Annotated in this window: 24 protein-coding genes and 1 pseudogene; 17 read left to right on the top strand and 8 right to left on the bottom strand. The window is 49.1% G+C overall.

What is annotated here, in order from left to right; all coding sequences use genetic code 11:
- Window positions 1-16: 16 nt before the first annotated feature.
- From recR to ACTOY7_RS05755, 14 genes are all read left to right on the top strand, one after another.
- Entirely contained in the window at window positions 17-613 is a 597-nt protein-coding gene (gene recR / locus ACTOY7_RS05820; protein WP_016297694.1) for a recombination mediator RecR, read from the top strand.
- The gene (locus ACTOY7_RS05815) at window positions 610-1,695 is read left to right on the top strand and encodes a LacI family DNA-binding transcriptional regulator (RefSeq protein ID WP_160283105.1); all 1,086 of its coding nucleotides are present in this window, start codon (window positions 610-612) and stop codon (window positions 1,693-1,695) included. Before recR ends, ACTOY7_RS05815 begins: the two co-directional genes overlap by 4 nt.
- A gap of 291 nt (window positions 1,696-1,986) precedes the next feature.
- Window positions 1,987-2,640, top strand: a complete 654-nt coding sequence (gene fsa / locus ACTOY7_RS05810; RefSeq protein ID WP_160283104.1) for a fructose-6-phosphate aldolase — start codon at window positions 1,987-1,989, stop codon at window positions 2,638-2,640.
- Between the two features lie 13 nt (window positions 2,641-2,653).
- The gene (locus ACTOY7_RS05805; protein ID WP_160283103.1) at window positions 2,654-3,478 is read left to right on the top strand and encodes a transketolase; all 825 of its coding nucleotides are present in this window, start codon (window positions 2,654-2,656) and stop codon (window positions 3,476-3,478) included.
- On the top strand, window positions 3,478-4,416 hold the full coding sequence (locus tag ACTOY7_RS05800) for a transketolase family protein (protein ID WP_394684670.1): 939 nt from the start codon (window positions 3,478-3,480) through the stop codon (window positions 4,414-4,416). Before ACTOY7_RS05805 ends, ACTOY7_RS05800 begins: the two co-directional genes overlap by 1 nt.
- Window positions 4,417-4,650: 234 nt before the next feature.
- On the top strand, window positions 4,651-5,958 hold the full coding sequence (locus ACTOY7_RS05795) for a S1C family serine protease (RefSeq protein ID WP_482670586.1): 1,308 nt from the start codon (window positions 4,651-4,653) through the stop codon (window positions 5,956-5,958).
- Between the two features lie 249 nt (window positions 5,959-6,207).
- Entirely contained in the window at window positions 6,208-7,539 is a 1,332-nt protein-coding gene (locus ACTOY7_RS05790) for a LysM peptidoglycan-binding domain-containing protein (protein ID WP_482670587.1), read from the top strand.
- Between the two features lie 79 nt (window positions 7,540-7,618).
- Window positions 7,619-8,812, top strand: a complete 1,194-nt coding sequence (locus ACTOY7_RS05785) for a DUF5711 family protein (RefSeq protein WP_300884318.1) — start codon at window positions 7,619-7,621, stop codon at window positions 8,810-8,812.
- A 10-nt stretch (window positions 8,813-8,822) separates the two neighbouring features.
- Window positions 8,823-9,641, top strand: coding sequence for a CvpA family protein (locus ACTOY7_RS05780; RefSeq protein WP_482670588.1), 819 nt, complete (start codon window positions 8,823-8,825; stop codon window positions 9,639-9,641).
- Window positions 9,642-9,849: 208 nt separating this feature from the next.
- Window positions 9,850-10,488 carry a hypothetical protein gene (locus tag ACTOY7_RS05775; RefSeq protein ID WP_160283097.1) on the top strand — a complete coding sequence of 213 codons (639 nt, stop codon included), beginning with the start codon at window positions 9,850-9,852 and terminating at the stop codon, window positions 10,486-10,488.
- Window positions 10,489-10,552: 64 nt separating this feature from the next.
- Window positions 10,553-10,816, top strand: coding sequence for a hypothetical protein (locus ACTOY7_RS05770; RefSeq protein ID WP_160283096.1), 264 nt, complete (start codon window positions 10,553-10,555; stop codon window positions 10,814-10,816).
- Between the two features lie 280 nt (window positions 10,817-11,096).
- Entirely contained in the window at window positions 11,097-13,007 is a 1,911-nt protein-coding gene (glgB, locus tag ACTOY7_RS05765) for a 1,4-alpha-glucan branching protein GlgB (protein ID WP_300884333.1), read from the top strand.
- A gap of 26 nt (window positions 13,008-13,033) precedes the next feature.
- Window positions 13,034-13,270 (top strand): hypothetical protein, encoded by a 237-nt coding sequence (locus tag ACTOY7_RS05760; protein WP_300884334.1) that lies wholly within the window; start codon window positions 13,034-13,036, stop codon window positions 13,268-13,270.
- Window positions 13,212-16,565, top strand: coding sequence for a response regulator (locus tag ACTOY7_RS05755; protein ID WP_482670589.1), 3,354 nt, complete (start codon window positions 13,212-13,214; stop codon window positions 16,563-16,565). The genes ACTOY7_RS05760 and ACTOY7_RS05755 overlap by 59 nt, the downstream gene beginning before the upstream one ends.
- Before the next feature lie 127 nt (window positions 16,566-16,692).
- Here ACTOY7_RS05755 and ACTOY7_RS05750 read toward each other — a convergent pair whose 3' ends face one another.
- The 5 genes from ACTOY7_RS05750 to ACTOY7_RS05730 all read right to left on the bottom strand — a co-directional run bounded on the left by ACTOY7_RS05750 (window position 16,693) and on the right by ACTOY7_RS05730 (window position 21,283).
- Window positions 16,693-18,273, bottom strand: coding sequence for an ATP-binding protein (locus ACTOY7_RS05750; RefSeq protein ID WP_482670590.1), 1,581 nt, complete (start codon window positions 18,271-18,273; stop codon window positions 16,693-16,695).
- Between the two features lie 70 nt (window positions 18,274-18,343).
- Window positions 18,344-18,649: an AzlD domain-containing protein gene (locus ACTOY7_RS05745; RefSeq protein WP_160283092.1), complete on the bottom strand. Its 306-nt coding sequence runs from the start codon at window positions 18,647-18,649 to the stop codon at window positions 18,344-18,346.
- Window positions 18,642-19,400 carry an AzlC family ABC transporter permease gene (locus ACTOY7_RS05740; RefSeq protein ID WP_160283091.1) on the bottom strand — a complete coding sequence of 253 codons (759 nt, stop codon included), beginning with the start codon at window positions 19,398-19,400 and terminating at the stop codon, window positions 18,642-18,644. The genes ACTOY7_RS05745 and ACTOY7_RS05740 overlap by 8 nt, the downstream gene beginning before the upstream one ends.
- 21 nt (window positions 19,401-19,421) lie before the next feature.
- Complete coding sequence (locus ACTOY7_RS05735) at window positions 19,422-20,615, bottom strand: MalY/PatB family protein (protein WP_160283126.1); 1,194 nt, start codon at window positions 20,613-20,615, stop codon at window positions 19,422-19,424.
- A gap of 194 nt (window positions 20,616-20,809) precedes the next feature.
- Complete coding sequence (locus tag ACTOY7_RS05730; RefSeq protein ID WP_394684662.1) at window positions 20,810-21,283, bottom strand: YbaK/EbsC family protein; 474 nt, start codon at window positions 21,281-21,283, stop codon at window positions 20,810-20,812.
- A gap of 422 nt (window positions 21,284-21,705) precedes the next feature.
- On the opposite strand from ACTOY7_RS05730, the gene ACTOY7_RS05725 reads away from it, so the two are divergent.
- The 3 genes from ACTOY7_RS05725 to ACTOY7_RS05715 are packed head-to-tail and all read left to right on the top strand — an operon-like array spanning window position 21,706 to window position 22,944.
- Window positions 21,706-22,218, top strand: a complete 513-nt coding sequence (locus ACTOY7_RS05725) for a GNAT family N-acetyltransferase (protein WP_482670595.1) — start codon at window positions 21,706-21,708, stop codon at window positions 22,216-22,218.
- 20 nt (window positions 22,219-22,238) lie between these two features.
- Window positions 22,239-22,442, top strand: a complete 204-nt coding sequence (locus ACTOY7_RS05720) for a helix-turn-helix transcriptional regulator (RefSeq protein ID WP_300884310.1) — start codon at window positions 22,239-22,241, stop codon at window positions 22,440-22,442.
- A 28-nt stretch (window positions 22,443-22,470) separates the two neighbouring features.
- Window positions 22,471-22,944 carry a DUF2726 domain-containing protein gene (locus ACTOY7_RS05715; protein WP_482670591.1) on the top strand — a complete coding sequence of 158 codons (474 nt, stop codon included), beginning with the start codon at window positions 22,471-22,473 and terminating at the stop codon, window positions 22,942-22,944.
- Between the two features lie 104 nt (window positions 22,945-23,048).
- Here ACTOY7_RS05715 and ACTOY7_RS05710 read toward each other — a convergent pair whose 3' ends face one another.
- From ACTOY7_RS05710 to ACTOY7_RS05700, 3 genes and pseudogenes are all read right to left on the bottom strand, one after another.
- Complete coding sequence (locus tag ACTOY7_RS05710; protein ID WP_482670592.1) at window positions 23,049-23,402, bottom strand: hypothetical protein; 354 nt, start codon at window positions 23,400-23,402, stop codon at window positions 23,049-23,051.
- Between the two features lie 17 nt (window positions 23,403-23,419).
- Window positions 23,420-24,394 (bottom strand): RpnC/YadD family protein, encoded by a 975-nt coding sequence (locus tag ACTOY7_RS05705; protein WP_482672424.1) that lies wholly within the window; start codon window positions 24,392-24,394, stop codon window positions 23,420-23,422.
- A gap of 335 nt (window positions 24,395-24,729) precedes the next feature.
- A pseudogene (locus ACTOY7_RS05700) lies at window positions 24,730-25,044 on the bottom strand (hypothetical protein); the annotation flags it as partial.

Raw genomic sequence — 25,044 nt, 5'->3', positions numbered from 1 at the left:
AGGCAGATGAAGATTTATGGAATATTATAGCAAGCAAATCAACCAGCTGATCCAGGCATTTTCCAGCCTGCCGGGCATCGGGACAAAATCCGCCCAGCGGCTGGCGTTTCATGTGATCAATATGCCGGAGGAGCAGGTAAAAAATCTGGCAAAGACGATGGTGGACGCCCGGCAGAATGTCTGCTACTGCGCCCAGTGCTGCACCCTGACAGACCAGGAGGTCTGCCCGATCTGCAAGAACCCCTCCCGGGACCAGAAGACCATCATGGTCGTGGAGACGCCCCGGGATCTGGCGGCTTACGAAAAGACCGGGAAATACGAGGGGGTCTATCATGTCCTGCACGGGGCCATCTCCCCCATGCTCGGCATCGGGCCGGGAGATATCCGGTTAAAAGAACTGATGGAACGGCTGCGGGGGGACGTGGATGAGGTCATCATCGCAACCAACTCCAGCCTGGAAGGGGAGACGACGGCGATGTATATCAGCAAGCTGATCAAACCTGTGGGCATCAGGGTGAGCAGGATCGCCAGCGGTGTTCCGGTAGGCGGCGATCTGGAATATATCGATGAGGTGACGCTTTTGCGGGCGTTGGAAGGACGGACGGAGCTATGAGCAGGAAAAAGGCAACCTCTTCCGATGTGGCCAGGCGGGCCGGAGTGTCGCAGGCCACAGTTTCAATGGTTCTAAATAAAAAATATAACGTATCCTTTTCCAGAGAGGTCATCCGGAAGGTGGAGGAAGCGGCCCAGGAGCTGGGGTATGAGCTTCCGAAACGGAGGACCCGCAAGGAGGGTAGAAGAGAAAAGCTGCTGGTGGTGTTCTGCCCCACGCTGACCAACCCGTATTATGTCATGCTCCTGCAGGGGATTGAGTCCCGGGCCACGGAGCAGGGATACGGCCTGTTCGTGTGTAATACGCAGCGCAGCCTGGAGTTGGAGGAACGTTATCTGAAAATGCTTCTGTCCCTGAACCCTCAGGGCGTAGTCTATACCTGCAACCCGAGCAGGTGCTATATGGAAATGGTGGAAGAGCTGTCCCGGAAGATCCCCTTTGCGGTAATCAACAACCAGAATGAAAAGCTGGACGTGGACGCGGTGGAGCTGGACAATTCCAAGCTGGGACGGATCATGGCGAGGCATCTGCTGGATCTCGGGCACCGGGATGTGGCTTATATCGCTCCGCCTCTGACCGTACGTCAGAAGCAGCGCTCCAAGCGGGTGGAAGGATTTCAGAAGGAATTTCAGGAAGCGGGCCTGGGGGACCATGTGGTGATCAAGGCGGCAAATGAATCCATTGACAAGGATATTCCCGGCATTGATTCGGAATACCGGATCGGATATGACCTGACCCGGGAACTGCTCTCAGAGCATCAGGAGCTGACCGCCATCGTAGGGCTCAATGATATGATTGCGTTCGGGATTCTGGACGCCCTGCATGATGAGAAATATAAGGTGCCGGGGGACATGTCCGTGATGGGGTGCGACAATACCTTGTTCGCGAAGATGAAAAAGGTCTCCCTGACGACCATCGAGCATTTTGTCATATACAAGGGGCGGGATGCCTGCGATATCATCATGAAAAAGATCAAGACCCATGACCGCAGATATTCGGATATGGAGCCGGTCAGCATTTACCACGTGGAATATGAGCCGAGGCTTGTGATCCGGGGGACAACGTCCTATCCGAGACAGTGAACCGTGAATAAAATAAATTAACTCGCAAAAAATATTAATAATAAACATGGCGGATTATTATTGATAAACAGACGTAAAATGCGATAAACCAAGAGAAAAAATAAAATATTCTAAAAATATTTTCTGTTCTATTAAAAAATGTCAATTAATAAATTCAAATTATTAATAACTGGAATTATTTATAAAAACGGTTGCTATTGACCGTTTTTCTTTTGTTGTTTATAATCTATATCAGGAAATGAAACATATCAACCACAGCAAAAAAATACAAATTCCAAGGAGGAACGGATCATGAAACTTTTTATTGACACAGCCAAGGTAGAGGATATCAAAAAGGCAAATGACATGGGGGTCATCTGCGGCGTTACTACGAATCCATCCCTGATCGCAAAGGAAGGACGGGTATTCGAAGAGGTCATTGCGGAGATCGCTTCCATCGTTGACGGACCCATCAGCGGAGAGGTCAAGGCCACCACAGTTGACGCGGAAGGAATGATCAGGGAAGGAAGAGAGATTGCCAAGATCCATCCCAACATGGTAGTCAAGATCCCGATGACGGCAGAAGGGCTGAAAGCATGCAAGGTGCTGACCTCCGAAGGGATCAAGACCAATGTGACACTGATTTTCACGGCAAATCAGGCGCTGCTTGCGGCTCGCGCAGGCGCGACTTATGTATCTCCGTTCCTGGGAAGACTGGACGACATCTCTGTACGCGGCACGGATCTGATCGCAGAGATCGCGCAGATGTTTGATGTTGCGGGGATCGAGACAGAGATCATCGCAGCCAGCGTGCGCAACACCATCCATGTAACCGACTGCGCGCTTGCGGGCGCGGACATCGCAACCGTTCCTTACAGCGTGATCGAGCAGATGACACATCATCCGCTGACTGATGCGGGAATCGCAAAATTCCAGGCGGACTACAAGGCAGTATTCGGTGAGTAAAGGAGAGTTTCAGATGAACAAGCAAGAATTAATGAAGACTGCCAACGAGATCCGCAAGGGGATCGTGACCGCGGTACATAGCGCAAAATCCGGACATCCGGGCGGATCCTTATCTGCGGCGGATATCTATACCTATTTATTTTTTGAAGAAATGAACATTGATCCAAAGGATCCGAAAAAAGCAGACCGCGATCGTTTCGTATTGTCCAAGGGACATACGGCGCCGGGCTTATATTCCACACTGGCGAACCGGGGATATTTTCCGGTGGAAGACTTAAAGACACTGCGTCATACCGGTTCCTATCTTCAGGGACACCCGGATATGAAGCACATCCCCGGCGTGGACATGTCCTCCGGCTCTCTGGGACAGGGAATCTCCGCGGCAGTCGGTATGGCGATCGGCGGTAAGCTTTCCGGAGACTCCTACAGAGTGTATGCTCTTCTCGGAGACGGCGAGATCCAGGAAGGACAGGTATGGGAGGCAGCCATGCTGGCAGGCCACAGGAAGCTGGACAACCTGGTTGTGATCGTAGACAACAATAACCTGCAGATTGACGGACCGATCACGGAAGTCAATTCCCCATATCCCATTGACAAGAAATTTGAGGCATTCAATTTCCATGTGATCAATATCGACGGAAATGATTTTGACCAGATCGACGCCGCGTTCAAAGAGGCGCGCGCAACAAAGGGAATGCCTACCGCGATCGTTGCGAAAACTGTGAAGGGCAAGGGCGTTTCCTTCATGGAAAATCAGGTGGGCTGGCACGGCGCGGCTCCCAACGATGAGCAGTACGCAGTGGCAATGGAAGATTTGAGGAAGGCAGGTGAAGCATAATGTCAGAAGGAAAGAAGATCGCAACAAGAGAAAGCTATGGCAATGCTTTGGCCGAGTTGGGAAAAGAACATGAGGACGTTGTGGTTCTGGACGCAGACCTGGCGGCAGCAACCAAGACAGGCGTATTTAAAAAGGCATTTCCGGAGCGCCACATTGACTGCGGGATCGCAGAGTGCAACATGATCGGCGTGGCAGCGGGACTTTCCACCACCGGAAAGGTTCCGTTCGCAAGCTCCTTTGCGATGTTTGCGGCAGGACGCGCGTTTGAGCAGGTGCGCAACTCCGTAGGATATCCGAAGCTGAACGTGAAGATCGGCGCCACCCATGCGGGAATCTCCGTAGGGGAAGACGGGGCCAGCCACCAGTGCAATGAGGATATCGCGCTCATGCGGACGATCCCGGGGATGGTGGTCATCAATCCATCCGACGACGTGGAGGCAAAGGCAGCAGTAAAGGCGGCATATAAACATCAGGGGCCGGTTTACCTGCGCTTCGGCAGACTGGCCGTGCCGGTGATCAACGACCGTCCGGATTATCATTTTGAGCTGGGCAAGGGCGTAGTTCTGCGGGAAGGCAAGGACCTGACCATCATTGCCACCGGACTTCCTGTGGCAAACTGTCTGGAAGCGGCGGAGAAGCTGGCTGCAGACGGGATTGAGGCGAAGGTGATCAACATCCATACTATCAAGCCGCTGGATGAAGAGCTGGTGGTTGCGGCAGCGAAGGAAACCGGCAAAGTAGTGACCGTAGAGGAGCATTCCGTGATCGGCGGGCTGGGAAGCGCAGTATGCGACGTACTGTCTGCGCAGGCGCCTACGAAGGTATTAAAGATCGGGATCAACGATACCTTCGGAGAGTCCGGACCAGCGGTAGAGCTTGTGAAAAAATACGGACTGGATGCGGACAGCATATATGAAAAAATAAAATCTGAAATGTGATAGACGGATTCATAAAAAAGGATGAAAAACAGGCTTGGACAGGAAAACTGCCCGGCCTGTTTTTTTGATGAGAGCCGCGGCAGGGGAACTGCAGGCTTCCACCCCGTCTGCTGCTGTCGCAAAAAACAAATTTTGTTAAAACAATGAACACAATTTTATCACAAAGGCTGGCTATGATATCGATATAACAATGAAACAACAAAAATAAATATACAAGAGAAAGAAGGATGAGATATGGACAATCAATACAATTATTACAATCCGGAAAATTCCCAGAATACTTATCATAATTACGGCCAGCCTGAACATGCGGGCAGAGAAAAGAGAGACAGAAAAAAGATGCCCAAGGCGGTTGCGGTGATCTGTCTGGCAGTACTGTTCGGCGTTGTATCAAGCGCTACCTTCCTGACTTCCAATATTTTGGGGAGCAAGATCCTGGGGTTGGAGAACACTTCCTCAGCAAAGGGTGAAGCAAGAACGGCAACCCCGGTGACTGACTCCCTCTCCAAATCGACCTCGGTCGTGACCTCCGACGTTTCTTCTATTGTAGAGAATGTGATGCCGTCGGTCGTATCAATTACGAATCTGAGCATTCAGCAGCTACAGAACTTTTTCGGAGGAACAGAGAAGTACGAAACGCAGAGCGCGGGGACAGGGATCATCATCAGCCAGACAGACGAAGAGCTTTTGATCGTGACCAACAACCACGTGATCCAGGGCAGCGAGACACTGACCGTTACATTTAATGATGAAAACAGTGCTGAGGCTCATGTCAAGGGCAGCAATCCGGAGCATGACGTGGCGGTGATCGCGGTACGCAAGGATGAGATTCCGGCAGAAACGATGGAGAATATCGCGGTCGCTACACTGGGGGATTCCACACAGCTTAAGGTGGGGGAACCGGCCATCGCCATCGGGAACGCGCTGGGCTACGGACAGTCCGTAACGACAGGCGTGATCAGCGCCCTGGACCGTGTGACTGCTGCGAAAAATCAGTCTACCGGCGAGACTGTCGGACAGGGAATCGGTATGATCCAGACAGACGCGGCCATCAATCAGGGAAACAGCGGCGGAGCGCTGCTTAATATTAAAGGGGAAGTGATCGGCATCAATTCCGAGAAGCTTTCCGGAAGCACGGTGGAAGGTATGGGATACGCGATCCCGATCAGCGACGTGTCCGATATTATTGACACCCTGATGAACCAGAAGACGAAATATAAGGTTGCGGAAGGCAGCCAGGGGTATCTGGGAATCACATGCTTTGATGTGGAAAACGCACAGAGATACCATATGCCCACAGGCGTCTATGTATACGAGACGGTAGAAGGGGGCCCCGCGGACCGGGCAGGAATCACTAAGGGCAATATCATCACGGCTGTAAACGGAAGCGGTGTGGACGGCAAGGACGCGCTGCAGAAGGAACTGACCTATTACGCGGTGGGGGAGACGGTGACTCTGACGATCCAGGTTCCGGAGAATAACGGGGAATACACCGAAAAATCAGTTGACGTTACACTCGGAGAACTGGAATCGGCCCGGTAGGCATCTGCCTCGCATCGAAGCCAAATAGAAAATCTGAATCGCTACAAATAATACAGGATACAAATAATACAGTAAACAAAAAGCTGCCGGCAGACAATGCGGCAGCTTTTTCATTAGGGAATGGGTCTGCCCTCCTGCGCGCTATCTGCGGATATCCTGTTCGTTTTGTCGAATTCACCTGACATGGAATGATAAATTCAGCTTTTTTCTTATGCTATGCTTTAGGAAAAAATAGCAGAGGTGAGTGTGATGGAAAGACAGATACCCAAAAATGTACGCCAGATCGGCAACGTAAGTGATACTCCGAAGATCTACGTGGAGGATTATGTAGATACATTTTTCTCACAGCTATGCGATAAAGCAGGAGAGTCTCCGGTAGGAGCATTTCTGGTGGGGGATATACAGAGTACGGAGGAAGAGGAATATGTTTACATCTACGGAGCGATCCAGATGCATGAACTGAAGCTCTCAGGTACGGAATATGTACTGGACGAGGACACCTGGAAGCATGCCTATGAGGACTGCAAGCAATATTTTGAGGACGGGGAAATGCTGGGGTGGTTTGTGGCTCACGCGGGGGTTCCTCTGACGGCAGAGGACAGAGTGGTCAAGCTCCATAAAAAATCCTTTCCCAAGACGAACACGGTCTTTATCATGAAGGATCCGGAGGAAAAGGAAGAAGCCTATTTTGTGCATAAGCTGGATGATCTGATGGAGATCGGCGGGCATTTTACATATTATGAAAAAAATCCATGCATGCAGAATTACATGATCTCCACCCGGAAGAAAAACGGGGCAAGCCCTACGGAAACCGTAGAAGACCAGGCGGCCAAAGATTTTCGGAGCATCGTGCGTTCCCGGGAGGAGCTGATGATGAAGCAGCGGTCCAACCGCATGATGTATGCGCTGAGCACCTGCCTAGTACTTCTGGTGGTGATCATGGGTGTCGCGACCATGAATAATTTTGATAAAATGAAATCAGTCCAGAACACGCTGGAAAATCTGTCCGGCGTATCGAAGTCAGATGACGGACAGGTTCAGCAGACGGACGGTAAGGTAACCTCTGTGGGTGATCCTTCCACCGGAGAAAATGCGGCGCGGACGGGAGGCATGCCTGACGCGGGAGGCCAGATACAGGAAGCGGGGCAGGCGGGAGCTCAGAGCGGGACAGATGGACAAGCCGGGGTTCAGGACGAAACAGCCGGACAGGTGGGCAGCCAGGAAGTGGCAGATGGACAGGCCCAGGCCAAAGACCCGGCTGCGGGACAGACACAGCCCGGAGAAAACGTGCAGGCCGGAGAAACCGCATCCGCAGATGCCGGAGGGGGAACCCCTCAGGAGCCGTCTGCAGAGACCAGCGGAAGCGCTTCTGCCGCAGGAACCCCGGAAGGGAGCGACGGATCCGGTGCCGGAGAAAATAACGGAAGCGACGGAATCTACGTTGTGGAACAGGGGGATACTCTGGCGATCATCAGTCAAAAGCTGTACGGAGACATTTCTCATGTGGACGCGATCTCCAGGATGAACGGGCTGTCCGACGGAAATTTAATTTATATTGGTCAGAAATTGCTATTACCATAAAAAGATGTTATACTATAACACGGTGACTGAAAACCGCAGTTGAGGAACTGATTATGCAATAAGAGGGATTCAAACTAAGATGACGCAAAAGAAAAATCCAAACTTAAAGCTGATGGAGCCGCCGGATCCGGAGAAACCAAAGAAAAAAAAGCGAAGACGCCGGCGGATCAGGCCGGGGAAACTTTTGACGAACATATTTCTTGCGGTCATGGTATTGCTGGGGACATATCTGCTGCTTACAAACCATCTGTACCACAAGGTATCTCAGACCGCGTCCTATAAAAGAGAGACTTCGGACAGCAACCGCTATGCTTCCTTCCGAAACGGGATCATCCGTTACGGCAGGAACGGCGTTACGTTTCTGAGCAGGCAGAACGAAGTGCTCTGGATCCAGCCGGGGCAGTTTCAGAATCCGGCCCTGGAAGTGAACGACCAGACCTTTGCGGTTGCGGATACCGGGGGCAATTCCATACAGATCTTTACGGATAAGGGGTTAAAAGGGGAGTTCGAGACCAATCTTCCGATTGAAAAGTTTTCCCTTTCGAATCAGGGGATCGTGAGCGCGATCCTGAAAAATGAAAACTCACCGATGATCGTGACCTATGATTCCACCGGGAACATCCTGGTCGAGAATCAGGTCGTGACCGGAAGCATGGGTTACCCAGTTGCCCTGGAGATGTCTCCTGACGGAAAGGTACTGCTCGTCTCATACCTGGACATGAAGAACAGTACATTGAAGTCCCGGGTCGCAGGCTATAATTTTGTGGAGGAAGGGACGGACCGGGAGAACCACCAGGTCAGTATGGAAGAATACGAAGATTCTGTGATACCGGAGATTTTTTTCATGGATGCAGTCACATCCGTCGCGGTCGGGGATCACTCGTTTTCGATATCAAAGGGGAGCAGGATTCCGGAGAAGACGACAGAGGTTGAACTGTTCCGCGAGATCCGAAGCACATTTCATACCAGCCGGTACATTGGCTTCGTTCTGCTGAATGAGGAAAAATCCGGTTATGAGCTACGGCTGTACAGCAAATCGGGAAAGCAGATCATGAACCGGGCAATTTCCGGGGAGTTCAGCAATGTATATATGGAAGGAAATGAAATCATACTATACGAAGGCTCCAGATGCAGCATCTATACAAGCATGGGAATGCCGCGGTTTGACGGTGACCTCAAGGACGACATTCTGATGATGATCCCCATGGAAGGGATCAATCGGTACATGATGATGAGTACGGATGAATTACGGGTCATTTATTTGGCCGGATAGGAGAAAAGTGATGGAGAACTGGTTATTGATCATAGTAGGTGTTATATTTTTTGTGGGCATCGTGGCAGGGGCAGTCCGCGGCTTTTTCAAGATCGGGATTTCCCTTTTATCCACGGTGCTCATTGCTGCGTTATTTGCGTTTTTATCCCCTCATGTGGGGAGCGCGCTTGCCAAATACACGCCCCTGGATGAACTGATCCAGGAAAAGATCGTTCAGGCGTTCCTGCCCGAGATCTCGGCGGAGACGTTAAAGGACAAGGACCTGAACGGAACCCCGCTTCAGGGCATCCCGCTGGAGGATTTCGAAAAGCTTACCAGTCTGGACTGGAAGCGTATGGGTATTACAACAAGTGATTTCGCCAGCATATTGGGGAATATTCCCAAGAACCAGCAGATCAAGGAGATTGAAGAATCCGCAATGCCGGAATTTTTAAAGGAGCTTCTGCTGGAAAATAATAATACCGCCATTTACGAAGAACTGGATGTAACCTCATTTCCGCAGTACATTGCCGCGTATATATCCAGGATGATGCTCAACGTCGTATCATTTCTGGTAACCTTCATTCTGGCGTTTGTGATCTTGAAGGCATTGATGGCCGCCGTGGATATCCTGGGGGAGATGCCCGGATTAGGCGTATTCAATTATCTGGGCGGCGCGGTGATCGGCGCGATGTGCGCCCTCTTGTGCGTATGGGTGCTGTTCCTGGTGATCGCAGTGTGCTATTCCCTGCCGATCGGGAAGGTCTGCTTCGATATGATCGACAGCAGCGTGCTTCTGGAGATGATCTACGAGAGCAACCCGCTGCTCACAAGGCTGGTTTCATTTTAAAGATCAGAAGTGACCGTCCGAACTGTAACCCATTAGAAAACCTTAAGAAATGAACTGTCTAGAATCCTTGCACTTTTTGTCGAAACTTGTTATGATAAACGAGGAGAATTATAACATGTGTGAGTAACGATCCAGAACGGCGGCAGCATGAAAACTGCAGTCTGACGTTCTGAACCGTTACATGTGTAATTAATAGGAGGGACAAATTGTGGCAGAGGAAGTAATTCGTGTGCAGGAAGGGACGCAGACACCATCGGAGCCGGTGAAGACGGCGGAACAGATGGGGACGGTGATCGCCATGGAATCCGTCAAGCTGGCGGCAGAGAATCAGTTGCGTCAGGGGGAGGCCAGAACAGCGGAAGCAGAGCCGGAACGGGCTGTGAGCCCTCAGATTCAGGAAGAGGCGCAAAAGCCTGCGGCAGAGGCAGTCAGGGGACCGGCATTTTACGACCCGCCGGCTGCGGAGCCGGTCATTGAGGCAGTATCGTCCGGCGGGCAGACGGAAGCATCCGGACAGAACCGGACGAAGAAGCGGATCAATGATTTTTTCCGCCTGCGGAAGGATATGGAGGATTTTACAAGGGAGGACTGGATCCTGTCCAGGATACCCGAAGAAGATCTGATGGAATATCTCAGGATGGAGCAGAAGAATTCGGAGATACTCCAAAAAGCAAAAGAGATCAAAGAAAAGAGGATATTTACGACACTGCAGATTGCCATCTCCATGTCGGCGATCGTAGGGGTCGTGGCCTTACTGAAGGACAATCCTACGGTACTGGTGAATATCCTGTATATAACGGGAATCGTGATCGCTCTGTGGATCTGGAGAGGCAAACAGGATAAATAAGCGGTGGTTCGCGGCCGGTTCGGCCATGGGCTGTAAGCAACAAGAAAGTGAGGCAGGGTGGCGCATGCTGAGAGAAGAGCTTTGGGAGGAATTGATCAGACATCAGGGAAAGACATTTCACACGGTAAAGGGCTTGGAATTCCGATACCAGGTGATCGGCGGGGAACTGTTTATAGACAGAAGATCCAAGTCCATCACCCGGGCTACGGTCGAAAAAGCGTGGGACAAGATACATGCCAGGCCGGGGGAGGTTACCGGTCCAAAAAGCCTTGGCGTATTTGGCGCGCCCTATGTGTGGGCAGTTTTCAGAGAGTTCGGTATCGTATAAACGGCATCGTTTTTTTGAGCGGCGGTCGAATTTTTGCCGGGTGAAGGGAATTGCATTTTCTGGTATATTTCTCTTTTCATTTTGATAGATATAAAGTATAATAGGGATTAATGAAATTTCCGTGTATCACATGCTTGCCTGGGAGATGTGAATGATTGAGATACCGATAGGCCTATCCACATGTAATGCACGGAATTAAAACAAGCAATGACGAGGTGGGCTTATGAAAAAGAATGATACCAGTAAAACAAAAGCAGACAGCAAGACAGCAAAAGGCGCAATGCCAAAAAAGGCAGCGCAGCCTTATGAGATCGGAGAACTGGACCAGTACCTGTTCGGACACGGTACCCATTATGAGATCTATAAAAAGATGGGCGCGCACAAGGTGACAGTGGACGGCGTGGAGGGCGTGTATTTTGCGGTTTGGGCGCCTCATGCGGAAAAGGTGTCCGTAGTTGGCGAGTTCAATCACTGGGAAGTGGATGCGGATGAGATGGAGCGGCAGGAGCCGGCCGGCATCTATACACGTTTTGTTCCAGAAGCCAAGGAAGGGGACATGTATAAGTTCTGTATAGAGACTATGGAGGGGGAAAAGCTCTTCAAGGCGGATCCTTTTGCCAATTATTCGGAGCTGCGTCCGGGGAATGCTTCCCGGGTGGCGGACATCGCGCATTTTAACTGGACCGATGAGGCATGGATGGAAGCGCGTAAAAAGTGGGACAATACGAAGAACCCGATGTCAGTCTATGAGGTACATATGGGATCCTGGATGCGGCATCCCTGCCGGGAGGACGAAGGATTTTATACGTACCGTGATTTTGCGGTATCCGTTACGGACTATGTCAAGAAGATGGGATATACCCATGTGGAACTGATGGGCATCGCGGAACATCCTTTTGACGGCTCTTGGGGTTACCAGGTGACAGGATATTATGCGCCTACGTCAAGATACGGCACTCCGGAGGACTTTGCGTTCCTTGTGAATTATCTGCATAAGAACAAGATCGGCGTCATCCTGGACTGGGTACCGGCCCATTTCCCGAGAGACGCGCACGGCCTGGCGGACTTTGACGGAACCCCTACATTTGAGTATGCGGATCCCAGACGCGGAGAGCATCCGGACTGGGGAACCAAGATCTTTGACCTGGGCAAGAGCGAGGTGGAGAACTTCCTGATCGCGAATGCGTTATTCTGGATCGAACATTACCATGTGGACGGCCTGCGTGTGGACGCGGTAGCTTCCATGCTGTATCTGGATTACGGCAAGCAGGACGGCCAGTGGGTTGCGAATAAATACGGCGGCAATGAGAATCTGGAGGCGATCGAGTTCTTCAAGCATCTGAATTCCGTGGTGCTGGGACGCAACCACGGGGCAGTGATGATCGCGGAGGAATCCACGGCATGGCCGAAGGTGACCGGCGCGCCGGAGGACGACGGACTGGGATTCAGCATCAAGTGGAACATGGGCTGGATGCATGATTTTACGGAATATATGAAGCTGGATCCGCTGTTTCGGAAGAACGCGCACTATATGATGACATTTTCCATGGAATATGCGTACAGCGAGAACTATATCCTTGTACTTTCCCATGATGAGGTGGTGCATCTGAAGTGTTCCATGCTGAACAAGATGCCCGGTCTTGGATTTGACAAGTTCGCGAACCTGAAGGTTGCCTATGCGTTTATGATGGGACATCCCGGCAAGAAGCTGCTCTTCATGGGACAGGATTTCGCGCAGCTCAGGGAGTGGAGCGAGGAGCGGGAGCTTGACTGGTATCTTCTGGCAGAGCAGTCCCATCAGCAGATCCAGAACTGGGTGCAGGAGCTTCTGCATCTGTATCGGAAGAACAAGGCATTGTATGAGATGGATACGGAAGAAGAAGGTTTTGCATGGATCAACAAGGACGATATCTTCCGGAGTATTTTTAGCTTTGTAAGGTATTCCAGGGATAAGAAAAAGAACCTCCTGTTTGTGTGCAACTTTACTCCGATGGAGCGGGAGGACTACAGGGTCGGCGTGCCCAGGGGCAAGCAGTATAAGCTGATCCTCAACAGCGATGACGAAAGATACGGCGGAAAAGGTGAGGCGCGGCCGCTGATCTACAAGGCGGTGAAAAAGGAATGTGACGGACAGAAGTATTCCTTCGCATATCCGCTGCCGCCCTACGGAGTAGCGGTGTTTGAGTTTTAGATGAAGTACAGGAACAAGATGAAAAAATGGCTGGTGCAGACATATCTGCGCCGGCCATTTTTTCACCTGCATCCTCTTCAATTTTATTGAAAGAATATAAAACTTATGATAAAATATATACGTATTGTTGGTTTATTTACGGAGGACTTCTTGATGAATCAAAAAAAGAGATCGTTTCAGGGTTTTGTTTATGTGTTGTTCCTTATGATGGCTATAATCATACTCTTCTGGTGGTATACGGTGCAGAACAGCAAGCGTATTGAGAAGCAGAATCTGAATTATGCGGAGGATTCGGCACAGCAGACGGCGCGCTCCATCTCGAAGGAATTCGAGAACGCGATCAACCGGATCAGCACGTATGCGTATTTTCTTGGGGAAGGTCTGTCCCAACCAACAGTCAATGTGGAAGCATTGAAGGGGATGACAGGAAATTCTCTGTTTGATTCCTTTATTTATACGGATGCCAATGGTACCAGCGTGACTTCCGACGGAAGGGTTTTGGACACATCAAGCAAGGAGTATTATCTTCTGGGCATGGGAGGGCAGACCGGCATGTCTGTTGAAATGCATTCCGGCCTGTTTGATGAAACGGTGGTGACCTTTTACGCTCCCCTGCATTTTCAGGGAGAGATCATCGGCGTACTGGAAGGAATCTATTCAGCAAATTCCTATCTGAACGACCTGCTTTCCGCCAGCTATTTCGGTGAAAAGGCGGATGTGTACCTCTGTATGCGGGACGGGGCCAAGATTGCGAGCTCCGACGGTGAGGATGATTCGGAAAATATATTTGAGCTGCTGGAAGAATTACAGATTGCGCCCAGGGAGACATTGGAGCATATAGAAGATATATTCGAGTTCGGCGGAGAAGGGGCTTATATCTGCCCTGACGGCGGCAAGACGGATAATATCTGTGTGGTCAACCTGCCGGACAACGAATACGTCCTTGTGCAAATGTTCCCGAAAAGCGTAACCCAGACCATGATCAATAATGCGAACCGTACAGGAAGCATCCTGGAGCTGATCCTGATCATATTGTTCATCATCTATATTATAACGCTGCTGGCTCGGACCAGGAAGGAAAAGAAGCGTCTGGAAGAGGAAAACCGGGAGATGGGCTATGTCATCGGAGGCGTGAACACGCTGTTTGCCCGTTTTGTCATGATTGATTTTGAGAAAGGGACGTATCATTATCTGTCCGGAACACTGCCTGAGAGGGATGATATTGGCCCCAGCGGCAAAGTGGAGGATCTGTGCGAGTATTTATCGACCTTTCTGATTGAGGAGGAGGACCGGGAGAAGTTTGCGGAACTGTTCAATGTCAAGGCACTTGCGGACATGTTGGGTGAAAATGAGACAGACGTACGCCTGGAGTATCATGTGCAGAGACACGGCAATGCGGAATGGGAGCACATGAATGTGATCTGTCTGGAGCGGAAGAACGGCAGGGCCAGAAAAGCCCTGTTTATCCGGCAGAATATTACGGATGTAAAGGAGCGTGAGCTAAAGATCCAGGCCCGGATCTCTCTTGCGAACCGTAAGGAAAGGCAGTATCGGATCGCAATCACGTCAAAATCAATCTATACCTTTGACTTCAATCTGACCCGTGATATGATCGACCGGGATATCGTCTGTACGAAGGATGACGGGCTTGTTTCCCTGCTTGAGCGGGTAGGAATGGAAGCGCCCTGCAGAGCCTCGGAATGGTTTGAAAAGTGGAAGCGGTTTGTGGCTGAGGAGTCCATGGAGGATTACTGCGCTACGGTCAATTTGGAATATTTAAAGAAATGCTTTGAAGAAGGCGACGCAGAGATCAATGTAGAATACTGGAGCGAAAGCCTGGACGGAGAAAAAATATGTGTACGCCAGTCCTTTATCATGACATGGGATGATGATACGGGAGATATCATGGTCATGGTTGTGGCCAAGGAGATCACGGGCCAGGTGAAAAAGCAGATGGAACAGACGCAGGCTCTTCAGGATGCTTTGCTGGAGGCACAGCATGCCAACAATGCGAAGACCACCTTCCTTTCCAATATGTCCCATGACATCCGTACACCGATGAACGCGATCATTGGGTTTACGACCATTGCCGTGAGCCACATCGACAATAGGGACCAGGTGAAGGACTGTCTGCAGAAGGTGCTTTCATCCAGCAATCATCTGCTCAGCCTGATCAATGACATTCTGGACATGAGCAGGATTGAGAGCGGCAAGGTGCAGATCAAAGAGCAGGAGTGCAATATTTCCGAGCTGATGCACAATCTGGTCAATATCATCCAGCCCCAGGTCAAGGCAAAGCAGCTGGAACTGTTTATTGATACCTACGACATTGCTAACGAGGACGTATTTGCGGATTCGCTGAAGCTGAACCAGATGTTTGTAAACCTGATCAGCAATGCGGTGAAGTACACCCCGGCCGGGGGGACGGTCAACTTCCGGATCATACAGAAAGGCACATACCGGCGCGGATACGGCGAGTATGTCTTTATTATCCAGGACAATGGTATCGGGATGTCACCGGAATTTGTAGATCATATATTTGAACCCTTTGAACGGGAATCCAGTACCACCAAGATCGGAATCCAGGGCACCGGACTGGGTATGGCGATCACGAAAAATATCGTAGATATGATGGGCGGCAAGATCAGTGTCAAGAGTGAAAAGAACAAGGGCACGACCTTTACGGTAGAACTCAGTCTGAAGCTGCAGAACACGGAAAAAGAGGCGGAGAAGATTAAAGAGCTGGTAGGACAGCGCGCGCTTGTGGTGGATGATGACTTTGATACCTGCACCAGTGTATGCAGGATGCTCCAGCAAATCGGGATGCGAGCGGAGTGGACAACCTCAGGAAGAGAAGCGGCGTATCGGGCAAAGAGCGCATTTGAAGACGGAGATTCCTACCATACTTATATCATCGACTGGCAGATGCCGGAGACCAGCGGGATCGAGACTGCCAGGAGGATCCGCAGCGCGGTCGGAAGTGAGGCTCCAATCATCATACTGACCGCCTATGACTGGTCAGATATTGAGGAGGATGCCAGGGAAGCGGGAATCAGCGCGTTTTGTGCAAAACCGCTTTTTATGTCCGATCTTAAGACCGTACTGCTCGTGGCAAACCGATTGATTGAAAAGGACGAGGAAGAGGCCACATGGTTGCAGGCTGATTTTGACGGAAAGCGTATTCTGCTCGTAGAGGATAACGAACTCAACCGTGAGATTGCGGAGGAAATCCTGGAAGAGACCGGTTTCATCGTGGATACGGCTCCAGACGGCTCGGATGCGGTGGAGATGATGAAGAAGGTGGAAGAGGGATACTATGATGCCATCCTGATGGATGTGCAGATGCCGATCATGGATGGCTATGAGGCAACCCGAACGATCCGGGCCATGCCCAGGGCGGATGTGCGCCATCTGCCGATCATTGCCATGACAGCCAATGCGATGGATGAAGATAAAGAGGCCGCATTGAAGAACGGGATGACTGCCCATATTGCGAAGCCGATTGATGTGGATATCTTCATATCGGTGCTGGGACGGTATCTGAATCCGGAAAAATAAGACTGGCCATAAAGGGATGCCCTTGGGTATAACCTTGTGAAACGGCCAACTGGCCATAAGGGGATGCCCTGGGTATAAACAATGGAACTACGTGGAAAACAGAATTTTCCAGGCAGTTCCATTGTTTTTATACAAACGCTTCGAGGATCCGCTTTCCCTGAATCGTGATCTCTTTTATCCCGGTCTGCTTCTTTTTGTTAAAACTAAATGTCAGCATATAGCCTTTGTCCAAATGATAGAGATTCAGATAATCAATAAGCTGTTTTTCACCGGCTTCGTTATATTTTTTTCCTCTCCATAGTTTTAATTCTATAACATATTGCTTTCCGAGATAATCAACAATTACATCGGTCTGTGTTTCATCTCTGGTCTCTGCTTCCACATAAAAATTTCCTGTTCCGTTGATGATAGGGCGAAGATACAGGAGAAACATTTTTCGGCCCTGTTTTTCAAAAAAACTTTCGTCTTTCTCCTGATATAAATCCGTATAATATTCCACGAACTTCTTTATCACTAAATCCATGTTCAAAGCGCCGTCTTTTATAAACTGATTTTCATGGGCGTTAGGAAAAGTCTGAATATCAGTTTTTATCAATTCTTCAGAAAGAAAATACTGATACAGATGCATTTCAAAAATACGGTTTGCAATCTGTGTTTTTCCCCTGCGCTCTTTTAAAAATCCGAACATCACTCCAATGTTTAGCGCCGTACTGTAATGGTTAAAGGAATATTCTGTGCCGTGAAAAAGGATATTCCGGGTGACGGCGGCCAGGTCTGGATATTCTGACAAATGTTTGATCATGTCATCAAACAGTGTATTGGGCTGACGGAGCATAAGCCGTACAGCCTCTGCAACCCCTTCCCTCGACCAGGGTTCAATACCGGAATGATCAGGGGGGGCGGCTATGGCTTCATCAATAAGCCTGCAGATGCCGGAGACAAGATAGGGATACCCGGAAGTATAATCGTAAATAAGCCTGGAAATATAGATGATATCCATACCAGTATGCCAGTCTGCTTCGTATTCGGAAAGCATCTCGCAGATATCAGATGGGGAAAAACTCATATCTATATTAAAATCAGCCGCAATATTCCAAGGACTGTTGTACTTGGCTTCCTCTCCTGGGTGAAGCTTTAACTTTAGATTTTTGATGTCATAAACCCCGGCCAGTATTACAGATTGAAAAGTAACATCCTTACTCTGCTGCTGTTTGAGATATTTTTCACGCAAAAGACCGAGAAAGGATAAAAAAATCTGGTTTTCGGAACTTTTGTCAACCTCATCGATCATGAGAATGATTTTCCGGGGACTGTTCGAACATAAATCCGTAATTCTGTCACTCAGATCGTGAAACGGAAACTCAGGGGATATCGGTTTCAGCCAGTTTTGCAGAAGCTCTTCCGAGACGTTCTGCATTTTTAAATCTTTACCAATATTACGAATTAAGCCGCTTGCAAAAATATATAAGGAGTAAAATAATTCATCCGCTGCTTCAAAGCTTAAGCTGATCACAAGATATTCTTTTTTTAAATATCGCTCTAATAGATAGAGGGTCGTGGTTTTACCATATTGCCGTGCCCGGTTTATAGAAAAATATTGACCTTCTTCTATATATTCAGAAACGATTTTTTGAATCTGGCTTTTCATATGGACCATGTAATGCTTTTCGGGTATACATGTTCCGGTTATTTGAAATTTTTTGGACATACTGCACCACCTTAAAAAGCATTGTTGCTATATTACGATTGTAACATACCCATTTCTTCCACGCAATGATTCAAAGTAAAAACATTTCCGCCGCAAGTACAGCGGCGCAGCACAGCACGGCCGTTTTGAACAGGTCGGCTCCCAGCCATGCGGCAGTCAGCCCTACAGCCAGGGCAATGCAGCCGGATATGGGGCTCTGGGTTGCTTCCACGATGGCCGGAAAGGTCATGACAGCCAGGGTCACATAGGGAACATAGTATAAAAATGACTGAATGAACTTGTTTTTGATCGGCTTACGGATGAGGGTCATAGGAAGCACTCGGATCGCATACGATACACCAGCCATGATCAGGAGATAAATATACATATTACGCATTGGTATCTTCCTCCTCCCCCATATCTTTCGGAAACAGGACTGCGGCAGCGGCCGAAAGCACTACGGTCAGAAAGATCGTCCGCGTGCCGCCGGATACTTCGGACACGACCGGCAGATGAGCCGCTCCATAACTTGCCCCGAAGCAGATGGCAATGAGCCCGGCGATCACCTTGCTATTTCTTGCGGCCGGAATGATGACTGCCAGGAACATGCCGTACAGAGCGACGCTGAACGCACTCACCAGGCGCAGCGGGAGCAGTCCTCCGGCGATGGCGCCCAGGGCGGTTCCGACGGCCCAGCAGGGGGCGGCCACCAGTACGGCGCCGTAGCTGTAAAATGGATTCAGACAGCCGGGCCGCGCAATGGCGATGCCGAACAACTCGTCCGTAATGTGGAAGGCCATGAGCGGACGGTGGAATCCGGGCATGGCCGGATCCAGACGCTGGCTCATGGCACAGCTCATGAGCAGATATCTGGCGTTGGCGATCAGGGTGACGATGGCCAGCTCCAGGTAGGTGGCGCCTGCGGCGATCAGGGTAAATCCTGCGTATTCTCCGGCCGAAGCATTGCACAAAAGGCTGGCCAGAAAGCCCTGGAATGGGGTGAGCCCTGCGTTCTTCGCGGCAATCCCGAGGGAAAAGGAAACAGCAAAATACCCCAGTCCGATGGGGACGCCGTCCCGCATTCCGTTCTGCAGCGCCTGTCTGCTGAAATGTGTTCCAAGGGTGTTTGTATTGTGTATTCGTTCCATTTTGATCTCCTTGCAGCGTTCTCAGAACACCATCTTATCTAATCTTTCCATGGCCTCTGTCAGCAGTGACTTGGGAAGAGCCACGTTCAGGCGGATTCCGTATTCGCCGTGAAACGGCCTTCCGTCCTGCCAGATGACCCCGGCCTCCACTCCCGCGCGCTGCAGCTCATCAATGGTCCGGCCGTGCTTTTTGCACCAGTCTTCACAATCCAGAAACAGCATGTATGTCCCCTGCGGCTTCGACACGGATACACCGTCGAAATGCTCCAGGATAAACCGGTAAGCATATTCCACATTTTCCGTCAGCACCTGGCACAGCTCGTCAACCCATTCATATCCTTCCGGTTTATATGCTCCGATCAGCGCGTGCATAGAGAGGACATTCATGGAATTATAATGTGACAGGGAGGACTCCTTCCGGATCCTGTCCCTGATCCAGGGATTATAGATGATATGGTAGCTGCCGATCAGACCGGCCAGGTTGAACGTCTTTGACGGGGCATAAAAGGCAACGGTGCGCATCCGGGCATCCTCGGAAACCATCTGAGTCGGGATATGCCGGGAGCCGGTCAGGATGATGTCCGACCAGATTTCATCCGCTGCTACCATTACATCGTATTTCCGGAATAACTCCATGGCCTGCATAAGCTCTTCACGTTCCCAGACGCGTCCGGTCGGATTGTGGGGAGAGCAGAAGATAGCCGCATGGATGTTTTCTTCTTTCAGCTTAAGCTCCATATCCTCAAAATCCATTCTCCAGCAGCCCGCCTTGTCCTTTACGAGAGGACTGAGTACCATGTGATATCCGTTATTTTCCAGCGCTTCCGTGAAACCGATATAAGTGGGGGAATGCAGCAGGACCTTGTCGCCTTTGGAACAAAAGACATTCAGAGCGCTGAGCACACCGCCGAGTACGCCGTTTTCATAACCGATGCATTCCTTTGTCAGCCCCTGCGCGTTGTGGCGCGTTTCCTGCCACCGGATGATGGAATCATAATATTCGTCCCGGGGCAAAAAATATCCGTATGCTGTGTGCCGGGTGCGTTCAATGATCGCCTCCGGTATGGTCGGGACAGTCTGAAAATTCATGTCCGCAACCCACATCGGGATCCGGCTGAACCCCTCTTTGACCTGCATATCTTTATAAGGGATCACGTCCACTGCGATCGCATCTTTTCCATTTCGGTCCATAATGGTTGTAAAATCATATTTCATCTCTTGTAACCTCGCTTTTTTCTCTTTGCTCATCGGGTGATGGCACCCGCTTAATAATATATCACATCCTGGGGGGATTAAAAAGTGGAATGTTGCAAAAGATGCGGGAGGAAAATTTTCCACCTGAATTACAGATGAAGCATATACAATCCAGGAGTAGAAGGAATGGAAAAGCTGGGGAATTCGTAAATTCCTCAGCTTTCCGGCAGTTTGGATACATCAATCCAGTTTACGGGTTCCGCATATTTCTCAAGCTCCTCCATACTCAATTCGATCGCGCTGTTGGAGCTGCCGCATGCGGGAAACACGGTAGCAAACCGCCTGAGGGATACATCCAGATAGACCTCCACTCCCGGATTCACCGCAAAGGGACATACTCCGCCCACCGCATGTCCGATCAGCGGCTCCGCCTCATCAAAAGACAGCATTTTCGCCTTGGTCCCAAATTGCGCCTTATACTTCGGATTGTCAATTTTGGCATCCCCGGCCATGACAATGAGCACAACCTTTTCCTTCACATGAAAAGACAAGGTTTTGGCAATTCGGTTTTCTTCGCAATGCAGCGCCTGTGCGGCAAGCGCGACCGTTGCGCTGGAGCTGTCAAATTCCTGGATTCTCTCTTCGACTCCCTTCGTTCTAAAATATTCCCTGACTCTTTCAATTGACATGATGCACGGCCTCCTGTGTAGTTGAAATGATATTCATGCTGATTTAAAATACCATATAGAGGACAAGGAATCAATACATTTCATGATGACAATTTAGTAATTTTGTAAAAAATATGCTGGGCTTCAATTTCGTAAAAAAGGATGAAAACAATGCAGGCTTGCAGGTGGCTCTTTTGTGTTGCTGGAAAATAAGTATGCCCAAAAGGATACAAAAAAGATCTTGTTACTGTTCACACCCTGGCCGGGTGCTCACAGTAACAAGATATATTCAGCTGATAATGTGATTCTAAAAGTACACTTGAAATGCGGATAAACATTCTATATAATGAATAAAAGGAAAGCACCGGAAGAAAATCTTCGGAAGGTGTTTTCTTCTATTGATTAAAAGGACACATCCGGAGCGGGTGGAAACGGAGGGAAAGATGAAGATCAGGCACGCACAGGAAAAAGACATGGACAGGTTCAACGAGCTTCTGCGGCAGGTATGTATGGTACACCACACAGGACGCCCGGACCTGTTCAAGGGAAACGGCAGCAGAAAATATACGGACAGCCAGCTCCGGGAGATCATACATGACAATCAGCGCCCCATATTTGTCGCGGTAGATGAAACAGAGTATGTGCTGGGTTATGCCTTCTGCATCTTTCAACAGCATTTGAATGACAACATTCTGACGGATATCAAGACACTGTACATTGACGACCTCTGTGTAGACGAATCGATCCGAGGACAGCATATCGGAAAAAAACTCTACGAGCATGTGCTCGAATTTGCCAAAACACAGGGCTGCTACAATGTAACGCTGAATGTGTGGTCCTGCAATGAGACGGCGATGCGGTTCTACGAAAAATGCGGCTTGAAGCCCCAAAAAGTAGGTATGGAAATGATACTGAGCGACAGAGGTTCCGTAGGTCACGGAATCCCGGAAATATAAATGGAAAGTAAACGAATATTATGAAAAACCACTTAGAAAAATTGCGGAAATCGCAGGGTATCAAGCAGGAAGAGCTTGCTGCCGCATTACAGGTGTCGCGTCAGACGATCGGATCCCTGGAAAACGGAAGATACAACCCCTCCATTCAGCTTGCATTTAAGATCGCGCGATATTTTGGGATGCGTATTGAGGAGATATTCATCTATGAAGAAGATACGAACTGAAAAACGGATACAAAAGAAGGGATAAGAGATGGAACAAGTACATCTGAATCTGGGACTGTGCCTGTCTGTTGTGCTTTTGACCGCCGCGTTTATCATCTTTCTGATCCGGTACTTCGAAAAAAAGTCCTACCCCTACAGGGCAAGGCCGCTCCTTACGAAGCGGGAGCACAAGTTTTATCTGCTCCTGCGGGAAGAAGCATACAAAAAAGGACTGCTGATCTGCCCCAAGATCGGGCTGAAGGATCTGATGGAGGTCACAGACAAAAAGCATTATATGAGGTATTTTGCAAAAATCTCACAGAAGCATGTGGATTTTGTGATCTGCGATGATGATTTCCAGGTGTATTTTGCCCTGGAATTAGACGACAGCTCCCATGATACGGAAAAAGCAAAGGAGAAGGACCTCTTCAAAGACCGGGCATTCAAAGCCGCCGGGATCCCCCTGAAGCGGATCCGGGATTATGACGAGGCAGCAGTGAGGAAGCTGTTCAAAGACTGTTAATCATTTCAAGCTGCGGGATCATAGGAAGTGCCAGAGATTCTGACACTTCCCCCGCTGCAGAGGACCCGTCCTCTGCAGCGGGCATATCAGCATATCTCTGAATATTATATGGAAAACATCTTTCGTACATCCTTTACATTTTCAACAGTACAGGCAACCTTGCCCGCAATCTGCTCGTCTGTAAAATCCGGATTCTCTTTTACTGCCTGAAAGACCTTGCTGGACAAAATGATTCCTTTCTTTTCTCCAAGCTGCAGAGCTTCCTCCTGCTTCACCTGAATATCTTTCTCATAACTGTATTCCGCAATCAACATATTCATCACCTCACTGCCTTTTCGCCGTAGATAATCCGCCAAAATCCCGCGTTCCATACATTCCTGGACCGCTTTCTTTATAGAATCCTCTTCCTTCGAATACTTCCGAACCGTGTCAATAAACAGACTGTACTCCTTTAACACCTCACATCTCTGAAATACTATATGGAAAACATCTTCCGAACAGACCTTACATCCTTGACAGTACAGGCAACCATATCTGCAATCTGCCTGTTCGTATAATCAGGATTTTCTTTTAAAGTCTGGAAGATTTTACTGGATAAAAGGATTCCTTCTTTTTTGCCCCTGGATTCTCCAATCTGAAATGCTTCCTCCTGTTTCACCTGAATATCTTTCTCATAACTATATTCCGCAATCAACATATTCATCACCTCACTGCCTTTTCGCCGTAGATAATCCGCCAGAATCCCGCGTTCCATACATTCCTGGACCGCTTTCTTTATAGAATCCTCTTCCTTCGAATACTTCCGAACCGTGTCAATAAACAGACTGTACTCCTTTAACACCTCACATTTGTCAAGAATACTATGTGCCTTATTGGAATTGATATTGATGACCTTAACCATTAATTCCAATGAAGCTTTTCCATTGGAATCAAGGAAGGAATCGGACAGGAACAGTTCCTGTTCCAGAGGAAACTCTGCTTTCCCATTGTAAAACGTATAAAATTCCGGAGCAGGGATCTTCACCAATGCAGTCCGATACCTATCCTCACTATCAACCAGCTGCTCATAAGCCCTGCCCGCATACATGAGACACCGGATGGGCATGTTTTTATTGACAGTTGATTGGTGTTCGCCGAATACGATCACCTTCTGATCCAACTCAAAAGAAATATCATTCTTGAAGTTTTTATAAAGGACATTCTCGACTCGGATTTTGCGGATATTCTTTACATTCCGGTAATGCGTATCGTGCAATGCGTTGTAGAGACTCAGAAGATTCTTTTCCGCAGTCTCATCCTCATAGAACAAGTCAACAAACACACTGTCCTTGTGCTCCCGGTTCTCCTTTTCCGCATCGGCTACTGTAATAACACTTTTCAGCTGTTCTGCAGAAGCAACAGCCACATTTGTACTGCTTACTTTTTTCTTACTCGTTCTCTTTTGTTTCATAGAAAACCTCCTCATATTCAATTGTTGTCAGGAGATTTTCCGGTGCCAAATTCAGAAAACCTCCCGCTTTATGTGGATCAAAGCACGAATTTTCTGAAAGGCAGGACACAGAGGCCCATGTATAGAAATGTCACGTTCTCAGATATATCGAAACCAGACGTTCCGATATAAGAAACTTTAGAAAATCTGCTTTTTCCTATTGTAGCACATGGCTGAGGGGAAGTACAGGAGAAAATCCAGATATTTTCGTGTTACGGATATCTGGCATAAAAAAAATATACCCGCTGTAAAGAATCTGTTCTTTGCAGCGGGCATATCAGTATATCTCTGAAATATTATATGGAAAACATCTTCCGTACATCTTTTACATTTTCAACAGTGCAGGCAACCTTACTTGCAATCTGCTTGTCTGTAAAATCCGGATTCTCTTTTACTGCCTGAAAAACCTTACTGGATAAGATAATTCCTTCTTTTTTGCCGATTCTTTTACCGATCCTTTTGCCCCTTTTTTCACCCCTGGTTTCTCCAATCCGTTCCCCAACCTGAAATGCTTCCTCCTGCTTCACCTGAATATCTTTCTCATAACTGTATTCCGCAATCAACATATTCATCACCTCACTGCCTTTTCGCCGTAGATAATCCGCCAAAAT

This window comes from Schaedlerella sp. (assembly GCF_056796775.1).
Note: the sequence above shows the minus strand (reverse complement) of the source record. Positions and strands in the feature narration are given on the sequence as shown.

Bases quoted from the DNA above. Each gene is read 5' to 3' on its own strand.
- recR (WP_016297694.1), top strand. From the start codon at position 17: ATGGAATATTATAGCAAGCAAATCAACCAGCTGATCCAGGCATTTTCC.
- ACTOY7_RS05815 (WP_160283105.1), top strand. From the start codon at position 610: ATGAGCAGGAAAAAGGCAACCTCTTCCGATGTGGCCAGGCGGGCCGGA.
- fsa (WP_160283104.1), top strand. From the start codon at position 1,987: ATGAAACTTTTTATTGACACAGCCAAGGTAGAGGATATCAAAAAGGCA.
- ACTOY7_RS05805 (WP_160283103.1), top strand. From the start codon at position 2,654: ATGAACAAGCAAGAATTAATGAAGACTGCCAACGAGATCCGCAAGGGG.
- ACTOY7_RS05800 (WP_394684670.1), top strand. From the start codon at position 3,478: ATGTCAGAAGGAAAGAAGATCGCAACAAGAGAAAGCTATGGCAATGCT.
- ACTOY7_RS05795 (WP_482670586.1), top strand. From the start codon at position 4,651: ATGGACAATCAATACAATTATTACAATCCGGAAAATTCCCAGAATACT.
- ACTOY7_RS05790 (WP_482670587.1), top strand. From the start codon at position 6,208: ATGGAAAGACAGATACCCAAAAATGTACGCCAGATCGGCAACGTAAGT.
- ACTOY7_RS05785 (WP_300884318.1), top strand. From the start codon at position 7,619: ATGACGCAAAAGAAAAATCCAAACTTAAAGCTGATGGAGCCGCCGGAT.
- ACTOY7_RS05780 (WP_482670588.1), top strand. From the start codon at position 8,823: ATGGAGAACTGGTTATTGATCATAGTAGGTGTTATATTTTTTGTGGGC.
- ACTOY7_RS05770 (WP_160283096.1), top strand. From the start codon at position 10,553: ATGCTGAGAGAAGAGCTTTGGGAGGAATTGATCAGACATCAGGGAAAG.
- glgB (WP_300884333.1), top strand. From the start codon at position 11,097: ATGCCAAAAAAGGCAGCGCAGCCTTATGAGATCGGAGAACTGGACCAG.
- ACTOY7_RS05760 (WP_300884334.1), top strand. From the start codon at position 13,034: ATGGCTGGTGCAGACATATCTGCGCCGGCCATTTTTTCACCTGCATCC.
- ACTOY7_RS05755 (WP_482670589.1), top strand. From the start codon at position 13,212: ATGATGGCTATAATCATACTCTTCTGGTGGTATACGGTGCAGAACAGC.
- ACTOY7_RS05750 (WP_482670590.1), bottom strand. From the start codon at position 18,273: ATGTCCAAAAAATTTCAAATAACCGGAACATGTATACCCGAAAAGCAT.
- ACTOY7_RS05745 (WP_160283092.1), bottom strand. From the start codon at position 18,649: ATGCGTAATATGTATATTTATCTCCTGATCATGGCTGGTGTATCGTAT.
- ACTOY7_RS05740 (WP_160283091.1), bottom strand. From the start codon at position 19,400: ATGGAACGAATACACAATACAAACACCCTTGGAACACATTTCAGCAGA.
- ACTOY7_RS05735 (WP_160283126.1), bottom strand. From the start codon at position 20,615: ATGAAATATGATTTTACAACCATTATGGACCGAAATGGAAAAGATGCG.
- ACTOY7_RS05730 (WP_394684662.1), bottom strand. From the start codon at position 21,283: ATGTCAATTGAAAGAGTCAGGGAATATTTTAGAACGAAGGGAGTCGAA.
- ACTOY7_RS05725 (WP_482670595.1), top strand. From the start codon at position 21,706: ATGAAGATCAGGCACGCACAGGAAAAAGACATGGACAGGTTCAACGAG.
- ACTOY7_RS05720 (WP_300884310.1), top strand. From the start codon at position 22,239: ATGAAAAACCACTTAGAAAAATTGCGGAAATCGCAGGGTATCAAGCAG.
- ACTOY7_RS05715 (WP_482670591.1), top strand. From the start codon at position 22,471: ATGGAACAAGTACATCTGAATCTGGGACTGTGCCTGTCTGTTGTGCTT.
- ACTOY7_RS05705 (WP_482672424.1), bottom strand. From the start codon at position 24,394: ATGAAACAAAAGAGAACGAGTAAGAAAAAAGTAAGCAGTACAAATGTG.